This window comes from Micromonospora sp. WMMD1120 (assembly GCF_029626235.1).
Lineage (GTDB): Bacteria > Actinomycetota > Actinomycetes > Mycobacteriales > Micromonosporaceae > Micromonospora.
In genome coordinates, this window is record NZ_JARUBO010000005.1 from 1,517,925 (window position 1) to 1,535,931 (window position 18,007).

19 protein-coding genes, 1 tRNA gene and 1 pseudogene are annotated in these 18,007 nt (G+C 71.3%); 6 read left to right on the forward strand and 15 right to left on the reverse strand.

What is annotated here, in order from left to right; all coding sequences use genetic code 11:
* Positions 1 to 18 precede the first annotated feature (18 nt).
* Positions 19 to 606: a hypothetical protein gene (locus tag O7634_RS07240; RefSeq protein ID WP_278149371.1), complete on the reverse strand. Its 588-nt coding sequence runs from the start codon at positions 604 to 606 to the stop codon at positions 19 to 21.
* 61 nt (positions 607 to 667) lie between these two features.
* Entirely contained in the window at positions 668 to 1,435 is a 768-nt protein-coding gene (locus O7634_RS07245; protein ID WP_278153896.1) for an enoyl-CoA hydratase/isomerase family protein, read from the reverse strand.
* 123 nt (positions 1,436 to 1,558) lie between these two features.
* Between O7634_RS07245 and O7634_RS07250 the strand changes: the two genes are divergently transcribed.
* Complete coding sequence (locus O7634_RS07250) at positions 1,559 to 2,086, forward strand: hypothetical protein (protein ID WP_278149372.1); 528 nt, start codon at positions 1,559 to 1,561, stop codon at positions 2,084 to 2,086.
* Here O7634_RS07250 and O7634_RS07255 read toward each other — a convergent pair.
* Genes O7634_RS07255 through O7634_RS07265 form a run of 3 tightly spaced genes read right to left on the reverse strand, consistent with a single transcriptional unit; the run spans position 2,074 to position 3,624 of the window.
* On the reverse strand, positions 2,074 to 2,709 hold the full coding sequence (locus O7634_RS07255; RefSeq protein WP_278149373.1) for a histidine phosphatase family protein: 636 nt from the start codon (positions 2,707 to 2,709) through the stop codon (positions 2,074 to 2,076). The genes O7634_RS07250 and O7634_RS07255 overlap by 13 nt on opposite strands.
* Positions 2,710 to 2,767: 58 nt before the next feature.
* Positions 2,768 to 3,187: a VOC family protein gene (locus tag O7634_RS07260; protein WP_278149374.1), complete on the reverse strand. Its 420-nt coding sequence runs from the start codon at positions 3,185 to 3,187 to the stop codon at positions 2,768 to 2,770.
* Positions 3,188 to 3,222: 35 nt separating this feature from the next.
* Positions 3,223 to 3,624 carry an AraC family transcriptional regulator gene (locus O7634_RS07265; RefSeq protein WP_278149375.1) on the reverse strand — a complete coding sequence of 134 codons (402 nt, stop codon included), beginning with the start codon at positions 3,622 to 3,624 and terminating at the stop codon, positions 3,223 to 3,225.
* A 129-nt stretch (positions 3,625 to 3,753) separates the two neighbouring features.
* Here O7634_RS07265 and O7634_RS07270 point away from each other — a divergent pair, with 129 nt between their 5' ends.
* Positions 3,754 to 4,410 carry a type 1 glutamine amidotransferase domain-containing protein gene (locus tag O7634_RS07270; protein ID WP_278149376.1) on the forward strand — a complete coding sequence of 219 codons (657 nt, stop codon included), beginning with the start codon at positions 3,754 to 3,756 and terminating at the stop codon, positions 4,408 to 4,410.
* 289 nt (positions 4,411 to 4,699) lie between these two features.
* Here O7634_RS07270 and O7634_RS07275 read toward each other — a convergent pair.
* Positions 4,700 to 4,776, reverse strand: a tRNA-Thr gene (locus O7634_RS07275).
* Between the two features lie 349 nt (positions 4,777 to 5,125).
* Here O7634_RS07275 and ugpC point away from each other — a divergent pair.
* Positions 5,126 to 6,217 carry a sn-glycerol-3-phosphate ABC transporter ATP-binding protein UgpC gene (gene ugpC, locus O7634_RS07280; RefSeq protein ID WP_278149377.1) on the forward strand — a complete coding sequence of 364 codons (1,092 nt, stop codon included), beginning with the start codon at positions 5,126 to 5,128 and terminating at the stop codon, positions 6,215 to 6,217.
* A gap of 195 nt (positions 6,218 to 6,412) precedes the next feature.
* On the opposite strand, the gene rlmB is transcribed toward ugpC, so the two are convergent.
* Entirely contained in the window at positions 6,413 to 7,543 is a 1,131-nt protein-coding gene (rlmB, locus tag O7634_RS07285) for a 23S rRNA (guanosine(2251)-2'-O)-methyltransferase RlmB (RefSeq protein ID WP_278149378.1), read from the reverse strand.
* Positions 7,543 to 8,958, reverse strand: a complete 1,416-nt coding sequence (gene cysS / locus O7634_RS07290) for a cysteine--tRNA ligase (RefSeq protein ID WP_278149379.1) — start codon at positions 8,956 to 8,958, stop codon at positions 7,543 to 7,545. The genes rlmB and cysS overlap by 1 nt, the downstream gene beginning before the upstream one ends.
* Before the next feature lie 441 nt (positions 8,959 to 9,399).
* Here cysS and O7634_RS07295 point away from each other — a divergent pair.
* Both O7634_RS07295 and O7634_RS07300 read left to right on the forward strand, forming a co-directional pair.
* Positions 9,400 to 10,041 (forward strand): annotated as a pseudogene (locus tag O7634_RS07295) (helix-turn-helix domain-containing protein); the annotation flags it as partial.
* Between the two features lie 1,013 nt (positions 10,042 to 11,054).
* On the forward strand, positions 11,055 to 11,636 hold the full coding sequence (locus tag O7634_RS07300) for a DUF559 domain-containing protein (RefSeq protein ID WP_278149380.1): 582 nt from the start codon (positions 11,055 to 11,057) through the stop codon (positions 11,634 to 11,636).
* Between the two features lie 77 nt (positions 11,637 to 11,713).
* Here the strand turns inward: O7634_RS07300 and O7634_RS07305 are convergent, their stop codons facing one another.
* The 4 genes from O7634_RS07305 to O7634_RS07320 all read right to left on the reverse strand — a co-directional run bounded on the left by O7634_RS07305 (position 11,714) and on the right by O7634_RS07320 (position 15,639).
* On the reverse strand, positions 11,714 to 11,863 hold the full coding sequence (locus O7634_RS07305; protein WP_278149381.1) for a hypothetical protein: 150 nt from the start codon (positions 11,861 to 11,863) through the stop codon (positions 11,714 to 11,716).
* Between the two features lie 261 nt (positions 11,864 to 12,124).
* Positions 12,125 to 13,819 (reverse strand): S8 family serine peptidase, encoded by a 1,695-nt coding sequence (locus O7634_RS07310; RefSeq protein ID WP_278149382.1) that lies wholly within the window; start codon positions 13,817 to 13,819, stop codon positions 12,125 to 12,127.
* Between the two features lie 97 nt (positions 13,820 to 13,916).
* Positions 13,917 to 14,657, reverse strand: coding sequence for an HAD family hydrolase (locus O7634_RS07315; RefSeq protein WP_278149383.1), 741 nt, complete (start codon positions 14,655 to 14,657; stop codon positions 13,917 to 13,919).
* 13 nt (positions 14,658 to 14,670) lie between these two features.
* Complete coding sequence (locus O7634_RS07320; protein ID WP_278149384.1) at positions 14,671 to 15,639, reverse strand: DMT family transporter; 969 nt, start codon at positions 15,637 to 15,639, stop codon at positions 14,671 to 14,673.
* A gap of 84 nt (positions 15,640 to 15,723) precedes the next feature.
* Here O7634_RS07320 and O7634_RS07325 point away from each other — a divergent pair, with 84 nt between their 5' ends.
* On the forward strand, positions 15,724 to 16,269 hold the full coding sequence (locus tag O7634_RS07325) for a CGNR zinc finger domain-containing protein (protein ID WP_278149385.1): 546 nt from the start codon (positions 15,724 to 15,726) through the stop codon (positions 16,267 to 16,269).
* On the opposite strand, the gene O7634_RS07330 is transcribed toward O7634_RS07325, so the two are convergent.
* From O7634_RS07330 to O7634_RS07340, 3 genes are all read right to left on the reverse strand, one after another.
* On the reverse strand, positions 16,236 to 16,835 hold the full coding sequence (locus O7634_RS07330) for a GNAT family N-acetyltransferase (protein ID WP_278149386.1): 600 nt from the start codon (positions 16,833 to 16,835) through the stop codon (positions 16,236 to 16,238). The two genes, O7634_RS07325 and O7634_RS07330, sit on opposite strands and share 34 nt — an antisense overlap.
* A 180-nt stretch (positions 16,836 to 17,015) precedes the next feature.
* Positions 17,016 to 17,198 carry a DUF397 domain-containing protein gene (locus O7634_RS07335; protein WP_278149387.1) on the reverse strand — a complete coding sequence of 61 codons (183 nt, stop codon included), beginning with the start codon at positions 17,196 to 17,198 and terminating at the stop codon, positions 17,016 to 17,018.
* On the reverse strand, positions 17,189 to 18,001 hold the full coding sequence (locus O7634_RS07340) for a helix-turn-helix transcriptional regulator (RefSeq protein WP_278149388.1): 813 nt from the start codon (positions 17,999 to 18,001) through the stop codon (positions 17,189 to 17,191). The genes O7634_RS07335 and O7634_RS07340 overlap by 10 nt, the downstream gene beginning before the upstream one ends.
* Between the last annotated feature and the right edge of the window lie 6 nt (positions 18,002 to 18,007).

Here is an 18,007-nt window from a genome sequence, read left to right on the forward strand (position 1 = left end):
ATTGCACGCGGACTGCGGCTACCGCCCGCCCAGATCCGGGTTGGCCCGCAGGAACGCCTCGCCCCGACGTGCACCTCGCAGGACCAGCACGATCAGGACGGTCCACACCACCACCAGCACCCCGCCGATCACCGCGTGGAACGGCGCGAACCCCACCAACACCTGACCGACGCTGACCACCGCCAAGCCGGCGATCAGCACCGCGAACCAACGCTGGCCGACTGCCTGCCGGGCGGTCTCCACCAACAGGGCCCGGTCCTCGTCGGGCTCGGGTGTGCCGCGTCGAACCTGCCGCTCGAGCCGTCGACGATGCGATGGGCCCACCGTCAGCAGCGGGGACCGTCGAGACATCCGGTAGCGCCCGGTGCGAACGGCCCAGACGATCGCGGCCGCCTCGATGAGGACTCCGAGAAGGATCAGGACCCGTCCCAGGTTGCTCGCCCAGACCGGCGGGTCGCCGTCGAAGATGCCGCTGTTGCGGCCACCCGTCGCGACACCGACGGCGAGCGCAGCGACCACGGCGGTGGGCAGTGCCAGGGCGAGCATCAGCCGGCCCCGGCGGTGCCGCCGTTCGGCCTGGTCCGGCGTTACGTCCGTCGCGTCCATGGCGGCCCCCATCCGGTGCGGAATTCTGGGCTACCCAGCGACGGCGACAGTTCAAACGCGGTCAGTCGTCGGTCGGTGGCTGCCAGGCAAAGCGGGGCGTACGGCGTTCGGCGATCGCCGCCACGCCCTCTCTGGCCTCGCCGGAGGTCGTCACCTTCCGGTGCCACCAGGCGACCCGGGCCGGTCCGGCCCGATCGTCGATGATCTCCTTCGCGGCGGTGATGCTCACCGGTGACCGTTGGGCCATCGTCGCCGTCACCTCGTGCACCCGCGCGGCGAGCCGGTCCGCCGGCAGCACCTCGTCGACAAGGCCGATCCGCAGGGCGCGTTCGGCGTCGATCAGCTCGGCGGTGAACAGCAGGTGCTTGGCGGCGGACGGGCCCACCAGCCGAGCCAGCCGGCGCGTGGTCGGCGCGGGATAGACCAGACCGAGCCGGGCCGGTGGCACGCCGAACCGGGCATCGTCGGCGGCGATCCGCAGGTCGCAGGCGACGGCGAGCTGAGCGCCACCGCCGACGCACGCACCCCGGACGGAGGCGATCGTCGGCTTGGCGAAGCGCGCCAACCGTTCCTCGGCGGCCACCGCGATGCTCGCGTCGCCCGCGTCCAGCAGCTCGGCCAGGTCGCCCAGGTCGGCACCCGCGCAGAAGGTGTCGCCGGCACCGGTGAGCACCAGCGCCCGTACGTCGGGGTCCGGCTCCAGCCGGTCGAGCAGGTCGGGGAGCTGACGCCACATGGCGGCGGTCATCGCGTTGCGTCGGGGTGGATTGTGGATCACCACAGTGGCGACCGGTCTGGTCACCTCGACTGTCAACTCCGCGTCCGACACATGCTTCCCCTCTCCCGCCACCGGTGCCAGGTTGCCAGAAGGCGGCGGCAGCGATGCCGACGGGAACCGATGTTCGGGGCCGCGCGTCCGACGGACATGAGACCCGCATCGACGGCCGCCATCATGATCGCACTCCTGGCCGGCACGCTGGCCGGCTGCACCAGCGCCGACCGGTCGCCCACCACCTCTGCCACGCCCCCGGCCAGCACCATCGCCGGCCCCACCGGCCCGGCCAGCGGCGCTCCACTGCCGACGATCTCCGGCCCGGGCGCCGTCAGCCCGGGCGCGGGTGGCGCGGCCCCTCGGGTGGTGTTGAAGATGACCGGCGGCTTCACCGGGCGCGGTGACGCGATCACCGTCGAGCCGGATGGCCGGTGGACAGTGGTGGACCGGGCCGGCGGTCGGCGCAGCGGCAAGCTCGCCGCCGCCGACCACGGCAGCCTGACCGCCCTGACCGCCGACCCTCGGCTGACCGCCGAGGCCGGCCGGCCCACCACGTCGACCTCCTGCTCCGACGTGATGCACTACCGGCTCACCGTCGGCAGCAGCGACAGCGGGTACGCCGACTGCCCCGCCGACGGGAGGCCGCCGCCGGCCACCCAGGCGGTGGTCAAGCTGCTGCTGCGGGCGACCGGCACCTACCAGAGGTAGTCCGGGGGCATACCGGTGCCCCGCAGCTCCGGCGGCAGGTGGCCCACGTCGTTGACGGCGAGCAGGTTCGGCGGCCCGGCCGGGCTGTACCGGATGATGGTGAGTCCCGCGTTCTGCGCGTTCAGGCCCAACCACCTCCGCTCCGGCGCGTCCAACGCGTGCCGGACCAGCCAGCCGATCAGGAAGGTGTGCGTCACCACCAGCTCGCGGACCGGCTCGTCACCGGCGGTCCCCTCGCCGACCGGGCCGGCGAACCGCCGTACCGCCGCCGCCGTCACCCGCGGTCCGTCGGTCCGCTCGGCCGCCGAGAACCGCGTCAGGAACGTCGCGTACGCGGGCGGCAGGCCGGCCGTGTCCGTGTCGTGTGGGAGGTGGTCGCCGGCCAACTCCGTCTCGTACACCGGAACCTCGGGCAGCGACGTGGCGACCAGCTCGGCGGTCTGCGCGGCCCGCAGCAGCGGCCCGTGGTGGATGGCGCTGAAGCGCTGGCCGCGCAGGCGCTCGCCGAGCAGGATGGCCTGACGCCGGCCCCGCTCGGACAGGCCGGTGTCGGGCTCCTCGACAGCGGACTCGGCCAGCTCCTGCTCGCCGTGACGAACGAGGTACAGCAGGCGGGTGATCATGCCGCCCATCGCAGCACAACGGGAGCCCCCGGTGCTGCCCCGGGGGCTCCCGGACCGGCTAGCCGCGGGGGAACATCTGGCCGATGCGGATCTTGTTGCCGAACGGGTCCCGGATGCCGAAGTCGATACCGTACGGGCGCTCGGTCGGCTCGTCGGTGATCTCGACGCCCTTCGCCACCAGATCCGCGTGCGTCTTGTGGGCGTCGTCGGTGGTCATGAAGAGGTAGCCACCCAGGGCACCCTTGGTGAGCAGCTCGCGGACCTGCTCGGCGGTGGCCGGGTCCAGCGCGGGCGGGCCGGGCTTCTCCAGCAGGATCTCCCGCTCCGGGTCGCCGGGCAGGTTAACCGTCAGCCACCGCATGAAGCCGAGGTCCTGGTCGGTGTTGACCTCCATGCCGAGCTTGTTCACGTAGAAGTCGAGCGCCTCGTCCTGGTCGAGGACGTAGATCTGAGAGCGGCTGATCGCGTTCATCGTCATGCCCATGACGCTAGACGTCGCCCGTGACCTGCTGCTTATCCAAAACTGCTGGGTCGGGTCCAGGCTTTGGTGAAGCACGACGGCACGTTGGCCGAGGCGACGCGGCGACGCCGGAAGTCCGACGGCGACTCGCCGACGATCTGCCGGAACGTCCGGCTGAACGTGCCCAGGCTGGCGAAGCCCACGGCGTAGCAGATGTCGGTCACGTCCCGGTCGGTCTCCACCAGCAACGTCATCGCCCGCTCCACCCGGCGGCGTTGCAGGTAGCGGTGCGGGGTCTCGCCGAAGGTGGCCCGGAAGGTACGGATGAAGTGCGCCTCGGAGACGTGCGCGATCCGGGCCAGGGCGGGGATGTCCAGGGGCTCGGCGTACGCCCGGTCCATCGCGTCCCGGGCACGCAGCATCGCCCGGTTCGACTCCTCCACCGCGCGACTCATCCGTCCCCGCCTCGCTCGCCCGTTGCCGGGCCCAGGCTACGCCGACCCCGGTGACCTGGCGTTCAAACCTGTCTGCGCTGTGACATCGACCTATGGCCGGAACGGACCGGCCACGCCAGCATGGAGGGCATGACTCGTGCACTAATCGCCCTTACCAGTCACTCCGAGCTGGGCCGCACCGGCCGCTCGACCGGCTACTACGTCGGCGAGGCCGCCGAGCCGTGGGAGGTGTTCCGGGCCGCCGGCTACGACGTCGACCTGGTGTCCGTAGCCGGCGGAGAGCCGCCGGTGGACGGCCGGGACGAGAACGACAGCACCCAGAACGACTTCCTCGCCACCGCCGGCGTCACGGACACCCCGAGGGCGGCCGACGTCGACCCGGCCGGGTACGACGTGGTCCTCTTCGCCGGCGGTCACGGCACCATGTGGGACTTTCCCGATGACCCCGACCTGGCCCGCCTCGCCCGCTCGGTCTACGAGCGCGGCGGCGTGGTGGCCGCCGTATGCCACGGGCCGGCGGCGCTGGTGAACCTGACCCTCACCGACGGTAGCCGACTGGTCGCCGGTAAGCGGGTGGCCGGCTTCACGAACAGCGAGGAGGCCTCGGTCGGCCTCACCGACGAGGTGCCGTTCCTGCTCGCCGACAAGCTCACCGAGGCTGGCGCGCAGCACGTACCGGCACCGGACTTCACCGAGCACGCGGTGGTCGACGGCCGCCTGGTGACCGGTCAGAACCCGCAGTCCGCCCGCGCGGTGGCCGACGCCGTGGTGAAGCTGCTCGCCTGAGCGCCGGTCGGATCCGAGAGTCGTCTGGCGGGCCGGTGACTCTCAGCGTCCCAGGACCACCCGGAGACGAACGGCCTGTTGGACCTGCGTTCGTTGTCCGGCATCGAATCCCCCAACGGAGCCTTCCGTCAAGAGTAGGGAAACGACACCCACACGTCGCGGAATAACTCGACGCCAGGCGTCAGGCGCTCGGCGGGCCGACGGGCGGCTGCCGTGACCCCGCTGCTGACAGCATTGCTGTCGGCCGCCGGATCGCGGCAGCGCCCGCCGTCAAAACGCCTGATGGAGTTGGAGCCCCCGGCCGGGATCGAACCGGCGACATCTCGCTTACAAGGCGAGTGCTCTGGCCAGCTGAGCTACAGGGGCGTGTGTGTCGACGCCAGCATAGCGACTGACGTCCGGATATCCCGCTGGCGAGGGCTCCCGAGCACGGGAAACGTCAACAACCCGACGCGCGAGGGCCGGCAGGAGGCGCAAGCGGGCGTCGATTGATGTCTGACCGTGCCCGAGTGACCGGAATGTGCAGGCCCGCCGCCGGCTTCGGCGCGACCCCGCCTTGGCAGCGGGGGGAAACGCGTTTACGGTTCATGACACGGACGACGACCGGGCGCCCCCGCGCCCGAACGCCGCCCGATGACCGGCACGGACACGCGCCGGTCGCTCCTTCACTCGGATCGTCCGGCACGTTCCTGCCGGTGAAAGGAAGCGCTTCACCATGGCTACGGTCACCTATTCCAAGGCGTCCCGGATCTACCCGGGCCAAGAGCGTCCCGCCGTCAACGAGCTGGACCTCGAGATCGGCGACGGCGAGTTCCTGGTCCTGGTCGGCCCCTCGGGTTGTGGTAAGTCCACCAGCCTGCGGATGCTCGCCGGTCTGGAGGACGTGGACGCCGGCTCGATCTACATCGACCAGCGTGACGTCACCCACCTCCCCCCGAAGGCCCGCGACATCGCGATGGTCTTCCAGAACTACGCCCTCTACCCGCACATGACGGTGTACGAGAACATGGCGTTCGCGCTGAAGCTGCGCAAGACCTCCAAGTCGGAGATCGACCGGCGGGTCAAGGAGGCGGCGGGGCTTCTCCAGCTTGAGGAATACCTCAACCGTAAGCCGAAGGCGCTCTCCGGTGGTCAGCGTCAGCGTGTCGCGATGGGCCGGGCGATCGTCCGCGAGCCGCAGGTCTTCCTGATGGACGAGCCGCTGTCGAACCTCGACGCGAAGCTGCGGGTGCAGACCCGTACCCAGATCGCGTCGCTGCAGGCCAAGCTCGGCGTCACCACCGTCTACGTCACGCACGACCAGGTCGAGGCCATGACCATGGGTCACCGGGTCGCGGTGCTGCTCGACGGTGTCCTCCAGCAGGTGGACACCCCGCGGGCGCTCTACGACACCCCGGCCAACGTGTTCGTCGCCGGCTTCATGGGCTCGCCCGCCATGAACATCAAGACGGTGCCGCTCAACGAGAAGGGCGCCGAGTTCGCCGAGATGTACATCCCGCTGACCCGGGAGCAGGTCGAGGCGGCCCGCGCCGAGGGTGGCAACGGCAAGGTCACCGTGGGCTTCCGCCCGGAGGACTGCGAGCTGGTCAGCCCGACCGAGGGCGGCATGCCGGTGGTGGTCGAGCTGGTCGAGGACCTCGGCTCGGACGCCAACGTCTACGGCCACGCCGCGCTGGGTGGCAACTCGGAGCGCTTCGTCGTCCGCACCGACCGGCGCAACATGCCGAACATGGGTGACACCGTGTTCGTCAAGCCGGTCACCGGTCGCAGCCACGTCTTCCACGCCTCCACCGGCAGCCGGATCTGACGTAACGCCGTACCGACGGGGGCGGTCCGCTTCGGCGGGCCGCCCCTGTCGTCGTACCGGTGCGCGGTTGTCGGAGCCCGCTCTGGTTGCTGCCGACGGTGCTGCTGATGGCGCTCGCCGGCGCGGCGTTGTTCGTCGCGTGGCTCCACCAGAGCTGGCCCCTCCCGCCTCCGGGAGGGGCCAGACCGATCGGGTCTACAGCTCGGCGTTGCGCCGGCGGGCCACCTCGGCCAGGGCGACCGCCGCCGCCACGCTGGCGTTGAGCGACTCGACCTCCGAGATCATCGGAATGCTGACGGTCAGGTCACAGGTCTCCCCGACCAGGCGGGACAGACCGCGACCCTCGGAACCGACCACCACGACCAGCGGGCCGACAGCGGCCTCCAGGTCGTACAGGTCGGTGTCACCGTCGGCGTCCAGGCCGACGACCATGAAACCGGCGTCCCGGCACGCCTTCAACGACCGGGTCAGGTTGGTCACCTGCGCCACCGGCACCCGCGCCGCCGCGCCGGCGCTGGTCCGCCAGGCGGTCGCGGTGATGCCTGCGGCACGCCGCTCGGGTACGAACACACCCTGCGCGCCGAACGCGGCGGCGGACCGGATCACCGCCCCCAGGTTGCGCGGGTCGGTGACACCGTCCAGCGCGACGAGCAGCGGGGCCTGCTGCTCCAGCGCGGCGGCGACCATGTCCTCGAACGGCTGGTAGGCGAACGGCGGCACCTGCAACCCGACACCCTGGTGCAGCACCCCGCCGGTCATCCGGTCCAGCTCGGCCCGGCTGATCTCCAGGTTGGCGATGCCCCGGTCGGCGGCGGTCCGGATGATCTCCTTGGTGCGGTCGTCCATGTCGATGCCCTGGGCGGTGTAGAGCGCCGTCGCCGGCACCTGGGCGCGCAGCGCCTCCAGCACCGGGTTGCGCCCCACCAGCAGCTCGGGAGCGTCCTTGGCCGGGTTGGACCTGCGCCCCGGCGTGACCCGGGGGCCGGACCGCCCGGTCGGCTTGCCGCCCCGACCGCCGACGCCGCCACGACCGGCCGGTACGCCCCGACCGCCACCCTTGCCCCAGGTGGTGTCCTTGGAGCCCGGCTGGCCGATCTTCGGGGCGCGCCCCTCCTCGGCCGCGGCGCGGCGCTCCTTCTCCTGCTTCCAGGCGGTGCGCTGGGGCAGCTTCTCGGTGCCCGAGTAGCCCTTGTGCCACGGCCGCTCGTCGGCGGGCAGGGTGCGACCCCGCCCGGCCAGCGAGTCCTTGTTCTTGCCGCCGGAGCCCTTGGGGGCACCCGCCTTCGACGTCAGTCGCCGGCCACGGCGCTGCGAGTTGCCGGCCATCAGTCCTGCTCTCCAATAGTCCAACGGGGGCCCTGGGGGGTGTCCTCGACCACCACGCCGGCCAGCTTGAGCTGGTCACGTACCGCGTCGGCGGCGGTCCAGTCCTTGCGACCCCGGGCCTGCGCGCGCTGCTCCAGGGCCAGCGCGATCAGGGAGTCCACCACGGCACGGAGATCGTCGGTACGGCCGCCACCGGTCCAGGCCGGGCTCAGGGGGTCGACACCGAGGATATCCAGCATCGCCCGCACGACGGCCAGGGTGGTGCGGACGGTCACATCGTCGCCGGTGCTCAGCGCGGTGTTGCCGTCCCGGAGGTGCTGTTGCAGCACGGCCAGGGCGGCGGACGTGTTGAGGTCGTCGTTCATCGCCGCGACGAAACCCTCGGGCAGCTCACCGGGCTGCCCGGCGCCGACCCGCTCGGCCGCCCGCTGCACGAAACCCTCGATCCGCCGGTACGCGGTGGCCGCCTCGCGCAGCGCGTCCTCGGAGTAGTCGATCACGGAGCGGTAGTGCGCGGCCGCGTAGTAGTACCGCAGCTCCACCGGCCGCACCCCGAGCGAGTCGACGTAGGCCAGATCGAGGGCGTTGCCGGCGGACTTGCCCATCTTGGCCCCGCCGATGCTCAACAGCCCGTGGTGCACCCAGTAGCGGGCGAACGGCAGCCCGGCCGCCTTGGACTGGGCGATCTCGTTCTCGTGGTGCGGGAAGGTCAGGTCCAGGCCGCCACCGTGGATGTCGAACTCCGGCCCGAGGTAGCGCCAGCACATCGCCGAGCACTCGATGTGCCAGCCCGGACGGCCCAGCCCCCACGGGGACGGCCAGTACGCGTCGGCCGGCTCGTCCGGTTTGGCGCCCTTCCAGAGCGCGAAGTCGCGCGGGTCCCGCTTGCCCCGGTCCGGGGCGTCACCGGCGGACTGCATCGCGTCCGGCGACTGACCCGACAACGACCCGTACGACGGCCAGGACGCCACGTCGAAGTAGACGTCGCCCGAGCCGTCGGTGGCCGGGTAGGCATGACCGTCGGTGATCAGTTTTGTGATCAGCTCGTGCATCTCGGGGATGTGCCCGGTGGCGCGCGGCTCGTAGGTGGGCGGCAGCACGTTCAACGACCGGTACGCCTCGGCGAGCAGCAGCTCGTTCGCGTACGCGATGGACCAGAACGGCCGACCCTGCTCCCCCGACTTGACCAGCAGCTTGTCGTCGATGTCGGTCAGGTTGCGGATGAAGGTGACCTGGTAACCGGCAGCCAACAGCCAGCGGCGCAACACGTCGTAGTTGACGCCGGAACGAAGATGGCCGATGTGCGGCGGCGCCTGAAGGGTGAGACCACACAGGTAGACCCCCACCTTGCCGGCTTCCCGCGGGACGAAGTCCCGCACCGATCGGGTGGCGGTGTCATACAGGCGTAGCGTCACCGCACAAGGGTAGCTGTCCGTGCCTGTCCGGGTCTGCCGGTGCCGGGTCGTACGCTGCCAGACGTGGATGCGACAGCACGCTCCGGTGATTCTCCGTCCCGCCCGGACACCGACTTACGCCATGCCACCGACCCACGCACCTCCCCCGACGCGGGTCGGCCCGGCGCGACTTGGGCCGGCGCGGAACGGACCGGCGCGGAACAGACCGGCGCGGAACGGACCGGCGCGGAACGGACCGGCGCGGAACTGACCGGCGCGGAACTGACCGGCGCGGAACGAACCGGCGCGGGTCGGGTCGGCGCGGGTCGGGCCGGCGCGGGTCTGCCTGGCACGGGTCTGCCTGGCGCGACTTTGGCCGGCGCGGGGTTGGTTAGCAGGGGCGCGGGGTCTTCCGACGTCGGTGCCCAGCGGGGCGAGGTCGGTGCTCAGGGAGGCGACGGCAGCGCGGGCCGGGTCGGGGAGACCTCGCAGACGCTCGACCGGGGGTTGCGGCTGCTGCACCTTGTCGCCGATGCGCCGGGCGGACTGACCGTCACCGAGGCCGCCAGTCAGCTCGGCATCGGCCGGGCGGCCGTCTACCGACTGGTCAGCGCCTTGCACGCGCACGGCATGCTGCGCCGTGACGACGACAACCGGCTACGCCTCGGCGTCGGGCTGCTGCACCTGGCCCGGCGGGCCCAGCCGCTGCTCGCCGAGGGTGCGCTGCCGGCGTTACGCCGCCTCGCCGAACAGGCTGGTGCGACAGCGCATCTGACAGTCGTCGAGGGTGGCGAGGGCGTGGCGCTGGCGGTGGTCGAGCCGAGCTGGACGTCGTTCCACGTCGCCTACCGGACCGGCGCACGGCACCCACTGGACCGGGGAGCGGCGGGCCGGGCGATCCTGGCCGGCCGGACCGGGAACGCGGACCCGGTGAGCAGCAGCGGTGAGTTGCAGGCCGGGGCGTACGGGGTGGCCGCACCGGTGCTCGGCGTACCGGGCCTGGAGGCCAGCGTCGGCGTGGTCGCCCTCGCCCCGCTGGACGTCGACACGACCGGACCGCAGGTGCTGGCCGCCGCAGACGCCATCAGCCACGCCCTCAGCTGACCCGGCGCGTTCGATCTGACCCCGGCGCGTCTGATCTGTCCCGGCGATTCTGATCAACTCGACTTCCCGGGAAACCGCGGCATCCCACCGCCCGCGAAGGCCCGACTTCCGGGAACCCGAGTGGATCATGCCTGCCGGCCCCGGACGCGTCGCCATACCACGATCGGCCGGCGGATTCCCCGTTGTCCACAGGCGTGCGGGCGGTCGCGAGCGGGGTTGTCCACAGGGGTCGCATGGGCCGCCCGGCGGCGGGCAGGCTGTTTGACATGCCCCGACGTCCGTATCGTCCCGAAGCCCTGACCTGGCAGGTGTTCCGTGGCTCCGACGCTGTCCGGGAGGGCCTGCTCAGCGAGCACCAACTGCGCAGCTCCGCCTGGGTCCGGCTGCGCCACGACATCTACGCCGACGCGCGACTGGACCGGGACCATGCCCTCGCCTGCCGCGCGGCGCTCCTCCGGCTGCCGCCAGGAGTGGTGATCGGTGGTCCGTCGGCCGCCTGTCTGCACGGTGTCGTCCACGCGGCCGACTTCACCGACGACATCCACGTCCTCGCGCCCCGACCGCTGCGCATCGGTCCCCAGCGCGGTCTCCGCGTGCACGTCAACACCATCACCCCGCTCCAGCCGCGAGCGGTCGCCCGGTCGCAAACCCCACGCCCACAAGGCGCAGAGGAGGCGCCACCCGCCACCCACCCATCAGGCGCAGAACAGACGCCACAGGCCACGCGACCACCAGCCGTGGGCCGAGCGCCCCAGGCCACCCGACCACCAGGCACGGGCCAAGAACCCCAGACCACGCGACCACCAAACGCGGGCCAAACGCCCCGGATCACCCGACCACCAAACGCGGGCCAACCACCTCAGGCCACCCCACCACGCGACCCGGCCCGACCTACGGGAACACGACCACCGACCTTCGCGTCGACGCCGCGCCGCAGCCGTCGACCTTCCCTACCGACCGCCCTCTCCGGTGGATCGGGCGGCATGGCCACGGCCAGAGCGGGCGATCGTCGCGTGAGGGCCAACGCTTCCCGGCCGAGCCGGGACCGGGGCAACCCGATCCCCTGCTCCGACCCGGGACGGGCGGCCTGGGAAACAGCCGTCTGGCTCGACCCGATCCGAGCGGTCGCCATCGTCGATTCGCTGCTCGGGCAGCGGTTGACCGATCACGACGCGCTGGCCGTCCTCGGTGCCAGCAATGCCGACCGGCCCGGTGGCCGACGAGCGCAGTGGGTGTTCGGCCTGGCCGACGGCGGAGCCGAGTCTCCACCGGAGTCCCACCTGCGGGTGCGGTTGGTGCTCGGTGGACTTCCACGCCCGGTCACCCAGCATCCGATCCGCCTGCCCAACGGCACTGTCGTACACCCCGACCTGGCCTGGCCGGAGTTCCGGGTGGCGGTCGAGTACGACGGTCAGTGGCACTCCGACCCGGAGCAGCTGCACCGCGACCGTCGCCGGCTGAACATGTTGGTGAGCGCGGGCTGGCTGGTCCTGCACGTGACCAGTCGACGCCTCTACGGCGAGTTCCCGGCGGTGCTCCACGAGGTGCGCAACGCGCTGGTCAGCCGTGGTTGGCGGCGGGGAGTGCCCGCATGACCAGGGTCAACTCGCCTTCCGGGAAACCGCGCCTACCCCGGCCCTCGGTTACCGCGCCTTCAAGGAACCCGAGTCGATCAAGCCCGGCGGGCCAAGACCAGGACCGAAGCCAGGGCCAGGGCCAGGGCCAGGGCCAGGACCAGGGCCAGGGCCAGGGCCAGGACCAGGGCCAGGACCAGGACCAGGACCAGGACCAGGACCCCGGCCAAGGCCAGGACCCCGGCCAAGGCCAGGACCCCGGCCAAGGCCAAGGCCAGGACCAAGGCCAAGGCCAGGACCAAGGCCGAGGCCGGCGGGCAGGGGCGGACCAGGGCCAGCGCCGGGCAGCCCCGGACAAGACAGGCCGGGAAAAGACAGGCCCAGACAAGACAGACCCACACAAGACAGACCCACACAAGACAGACCCCGACAGGACAGCCCGGGCCAGGACAGAACCCGACAGGACAGGGCCCGGTCGACGAGCGTCGACCGGGCCCTGGACAGGTGCCTTACGGGCGGGCGTTCGGGTCGAGCGGGGTCTTCACCGCCGCGTAGGCGTCGATGATCCCGTAGCCGTAGAAGCCGTTGAAGTTGATCCCACCGGCGCAGTAGGCGTCGTAGGTCTCGTCCCGGCCCTCGTCGCGATACTGCTGCAACCGCGGTTCCGGGCAGGCGTGCTCGGCCGCCGTGCGGTAGAGGTGCTGCTCGACCAGCTTGGGCGACATACCGAAGGCGGCCCGGCCCTGCGCCTTGCCGTACCGGCTGACGATCAGCGCGGCGACACCGGCGGCGTGCGGGGACGCCATCGAGGTGCCCTGCAGGTAGGTGTAGTAGCCGCACTCACCGTTGGCCTTGCACTGCTTGAAGACCGACTCCTCGAAACCGGCGACGATGTTGCCGTCGGCGTCGACCGAGCCCTCCTCCTGGAGCACGTGCTTCGGGTACGAGGAGAGGATCATGTTGGCGTCGGTACGGAACGTGTCGGTGCCGAAGCCGTCCCGGTACCAACCGCCGGGGGCGGCGACCGAGGTCTGCTCGGTGCCGTAGTTGGAGAAGTCCGACTTCTTGCCGGACGGGCCGAGCGAGGACACCCCGATCACGTTGGGGCCCTCGGTGGGCAGGTTCCAGCAGCTCTCGTTGTCGATCGGCCGGGGGTACGGGTCTGCGCCGTAGTCCGGGCTGGTCACGTCGGTACGGGGAGAGCCGAGGTCGTCGTTCTCGTTGCCGAGCGCGGCGACGAGGGTGACGCCCTTGTTGTGGGCGAACGTCAGCGCCCGCTTCATCGCCTTGATGATGGCCCGCTGCTCGGCCTGGGCCTCCGGCGAGTCGGCCGGGTTGGCGGTGCAGTTGAAGAGCCACGGGTCGACGTAGAACGACATGTTCACCACGTCGATGCCGGACCGGCCGGCGTGCAGCAGGGCGTTGACCACGGGCTCGAGGAAGAAGTAGCCGGAGTCCTGGCCGCCCTTCAGTTCGACGAGCGAGACGTTCGGGGCGACACCGGAGAGGCCGAAGCCGTTGGCGGCGGCGCCGATGGTGCCGGCCACGTGGGTGCCGTGCCCGCCGTCGTCGGTGCCCACCGGGTCGAGGCAGCTCGGCACCTCGCACGGGCCGTCCACGTCGACCAGGTCCGGGGCGAAGTTGCGCGACAGCGCCCAGTCGAAGTTCGGCGCGATGTCCGGGTTGCTGGCGTCGACGCCGGTGTCCAGCACGCCGACGGTCACCCGCCGGTCGCCCGGCTCGATGGCGCGCGCCTTGTCGGCCCGGATCATCTCCAGACCCCAGAGCCTGTCGTCCAGCGGGTCGAGCTTGGCACCCTTGCGAGCGACACCCTTGCGGGCGGCGGCACCAGAAATGGCTGCCGTCAGGTGCTCCTGCTCAACCCGGTCCAGCTTCGGCTTGCGGCCGATGGCCTTCTGTTCGGCAGCGCCGATCAGCGTGGGAGCGGCCGTCGCCTTGGCCGCGAAGTCAGCCCGGTCACTGCTGACCTGGTACATGCCGACCTCGTCGGCGCGGGACACCACAGTGCCGCCGGCAGCCCGGATCGCGGCGACCGCCGTCTCGGCGGCGACACCGTCCTCAGCCACGACGGTGAAGGTGCGGGAGGTGCTCGGCGCGGCACTGGCCGGCACACCCAGCCCCGCAGCCGTCAGTGCCAGCACTGCCGCGCTCGCGACAGCACCGGCGGTGGAGCGCTTGCTCACCACATCGGATCCTCTCGTTGAGGGACGTGGCAGCCATCACACAGCACCCGGCAGCTTTCCGCCACCTGAACGTCCGTTATGGCGGCGAATCTCTGCTTCATCCGCCCGACACATCACCCGGCACCGCCGGCACATCACCCGGCACCGGCAGATCGGCAGCCGTCGGGATCTCCGCCAGCACCGATGGCAGGTCAGCCAGCGTGGACACCTCCGCGTCAGGCGTGACCCCGCGCGGGCGCGGCAGACCAATCCGGTTCAACCAGACCGACCGCAGGCCGGCACGCCGTGGGGCCACCACGTCGTGCTCCCAGGAGTCACCGACGTACACGATCTGCTCTGGCAGCACGCCCGCGGCCGCGACCACCGCCGCGAAGAACTCCGGGGCGGGCTTCTTCGGCAGGCCGCCTTCGTGCGCGTACACCTCGAAGGCGAACTCGCCGGCGAGCCCGCAGCGTTCGGCCCGGCTGTTGCCATTGGTGGCGAACCCGAGCGTGTATCGGGAGCGGAGCGCCCTGAGCGCGAGTGGCACGTCCGGGAACGGTCGGGTGAGCGCGAACCGGCGGGCGAAGAAGAGGTCGGCGATCTCATCCAGGTGGTCGCCCAGCTCTGCGCGGGCCAGCGACCGGGCCAGCGCGGCGCGGCGGATCTCCATCACCGGCGCGGCCGACATCTCGCCGAAGACCGCGCCCCAGTCCGACTCCAGGTCGGCGAGGGTCACCTCCGCCGCCGCCGGGGTGCGTCGCCGCATCTCGTCGAGGACGGTCACCAACCCACCGGTCACCGCCGGGCGCAGGTCCAGCAGGGTCTCGTCGGCGTCGAACACCACTGTGGTCAGCACGCCGCCCAGTGTCTCAGCGCCTGTCGACCGCCAGCGCGGGCTCGGGCGAGGCGGGCGTGGGCGTGGGCGACGGTCCGCGCAGTTCGTCGAGGCGTACCAGGGCGACGCCGGCGATGATCAGCGCACCACCGAAGAGCTGCCAGCCGGTGGGCAGTTCGTTGAGGAACAGCCAGGCGATCAGCACCGCGAAGAGCACCTCGGTGAGCCCGACGAACGAGGAGAGGCGCGGGCCCAGGATCCGGTTGCCCGCGATCCCGGCCAGGTAGGCGATGACGGCGGCCACCAGCGAGAGTCCGGCGATGGGCAGCAGCCAACTGGTGCGCTGCCCGGCGAAGGTGACCTCGCCGAACGTCGCGCGCAGCGGCAGCAGACCGGCCAACCCTACGACGAGCAGCACCACCGCGCCGACGGCCATGCCGGCGCTGGCCATGGCGACCGAGGGCAGCCGGGGGTCGACCCGACCGGCGAGCACGAAGTATCCGGCCAGGCCGAACGCCGCGCCCAGGCCCCAGAGCACACCCACCGGATGGAAGTCGGCGGTGCCGGCGAGGTCGAGCACGAATGCCAGGCCGGCGAGGGCGACCACCGAGCCGGCGACGGTGAGCCGACGGGGAGGCTGACCGTGCCGTAGCCACATCCACCCCACGACGAGGATGATGCCCAGGTATTCCAGCAGCAGCGCGACACCGACCGGCAGGTAGCGCACGGCGTTGAAGAAGCACACCTGGGCCAGCGCCACCCCGAGGAGCCCGAACAGCCCGATGGAGACGGCATTGCTCCGCAGCACGTGCATCCTGCCCCGCAGCGACAGCAGGGCGGGGACCGCCAGCACCACGGCGGCTATCCCGACCCGGGCGACGACAGCCGACTCGGCCGACCAACCGGCCTGGATGAGGGATCGCGCGAAGGTCCCGGAGGTGGCGAAGGTGACAGCCGAGAGCACCGCCAGAGCGGCACCGGCGGCAGCGGGTCGTGAATTCATGCGCGCTCCTCGGGACGGTGCCATGTAATGAGCAAACTATCCTTGTACTGATGACGCTAGACGCCCGAGATGAAAGGAGTCAAGTTGCTATTCGCTCATGACACCGAGTGTTCGCTGATCGCCACCGCCGCGTTGGTCAACACCGCGGGTCGGGACGGCGAGCTGCTGCCCGACGTCGCGGCGCTGGACGCCTTCTTCGTTCGGCACAACTACAGCGGCCGACACGAGCACACCGAGGCCGAGCTGCGCGCCGTCCGGGACCTCCGCCCCCGACTACGCCGCATCTGGCACGCCGAGCCACCGGAGATCGTCGCGATCGTCAACGGCCTGCTCCTCGAACACAAGGCGTTGCCGCAGCTCATCGAGCACGACGACGAGCCGTACCATCTGCACTCCGTTCCCCGCGACGCGCCGCTGGCGACCCGGATCGCGGTGGAGGCGGCCATGGCGATGGCCGACCTGGTCCGCGCCGGCGAGCTGAGCCGCCTGCGGATCTGCGACTACCCGGACTGCGGCAACGTAGTCGTCGACCTCTCCCGCAACCGCTCCCGGCGATTCTGCGAAGCCGGCTGCGGCAACCGCGCGGCGGTGACCGCCTACCGCGCCCGCCGGGCGGCCAGCCGCTCCTGACCGAGGGCCGACCACTCCTCGGCCCGCAGCTCGTACTCCACCTCGCCCTGCTCGGCGCCCGGGATCGGGTCGTCCCACTGCAGGTGGAAGGTCCGCACGTAGCGCAGCCCGGCCTTCGACATCACCCGCCGGGAACGTTCGTTGACCGCCATCGTCTCGGCCCACACCCGACGCACCCCGACCGCGTCGAAGGCGTACCGGACCAACGCCCGGGACCCCTCGGTCGCCAGCCCTCGTCCCCACGCCGCCCGGCGCAGCCGGTAACCCAACTCGGCCTCGGCCCCGTCCGCCGACGGGTCCAGCGCGAACCACCCCAGGAAGTCACCGTTCTCCCGGTCGAGCGCCGCCCAGCGACCCAACCCGGGGTGCCGCTCGTACTGAGCGAGCAACCTCGGCAACTGCTCGTCCCGCACCTTCGCCACCGGGGTGGCGACACCGCCGGTGAGGAACCGCATGACCTCCGGGTCGCTGTCCAACTCGACGAGCGCGTCCACGTCCGCCATGGTCAACCGCCGCAACCGCAACCGCTCGGTCCCCGGAGGTCGGCTCGCCCCAAAACCACCCATGCGCCGGATCATCCCGCCACCGCACGTCACGGTCGAGCCGTTTACCCCGGCCCGCCCTCGGCCTTCCGCGCGAGATCCGCGCAACATCGGGGAAGCTGCCGCCTCCGGCCGCGCCGAGGCAGCACCTTCGCCGACGTTGCGCGCGAGGACCCGACCGCCGTCGCGCGCCCGGCGGTCGCGTCAGCGCGGAGGCGCGACCACGAAGAGCCGCCAGGAGTACGCGTCGACTACGAGCACGGGCCCGTCCGGGTCCTTGCTGTCTCGCACCCCGACCACGTCCCCCAGATTCGTAGCCACCTCGACACACTGGTCGTTGGAACCACTCCGGCTGCTCTTGCGCCACCGAACTCCGGTCAACTCCACGCCTCCGCCACCTCCCTCAGCAACTCGATTGACTCCTGCGGAGGCATCGCTTGGCCGAGAGTCGCCTCCCACGTCCACTGTAGACGCAGGAGATCCGCAGGCTGATCAAGTTCCTGACCGCCGATCTGGCCACCAAGGTAGGCGAGGTCACTGTGATCGGCCACCGTGGCGAGGATGAACGGCCCGTTCAGACCGGGGTACTCCTCGGCAGAGCGTGGCACTACGTGCAGTTGCACTCGTGGATGCTCGGTTGCCAAGCGCGCCAGGTGCAGGGCCTGCTCGCACATCACCTTCCGACCGCCAACGCGTCGCCGCAGCACCGACTCATCCAGCACGGCGACCAGGTGCGGTGGGCGGTCCCCGTAGAGAATCCGCTGACTGTCCATCCGGTCCGCCAGCCGCCTCTCCACCTCGTCGGCGTCAAGTAGCCGGTCAGACTCGAAGACGGCGCGGGCATAACCTTCGGTTTGCAGCAGTCCAGGAACATGCAGCGGGTCGAACCACCGCAGCGCCCGCGCCTCCGAGAGGATTGATCGCCAACCACGCAGCCACGCCTGGGCTTTGTCCAGGCTGACCAACTCCGTCGACATGCGGCCGAAGAGGCCGCCGGTGTCCAGGGCGCGGTCGACGAGTTCCAGGTATTTGGCGGTGGGAGGCTGCTGACCCAACTCGACGGCGCTGACCATCGACGCCGAGTAGTTCACCGCCTTGGCCAGCTCGTCCTGACTCCAGCCCCGGCGGGCCCGCGCCCGGCGCAGCTCCGCGACCAGGAACGCCGCCGCCGTCATCTGCCCATCGGCCATGCCCAA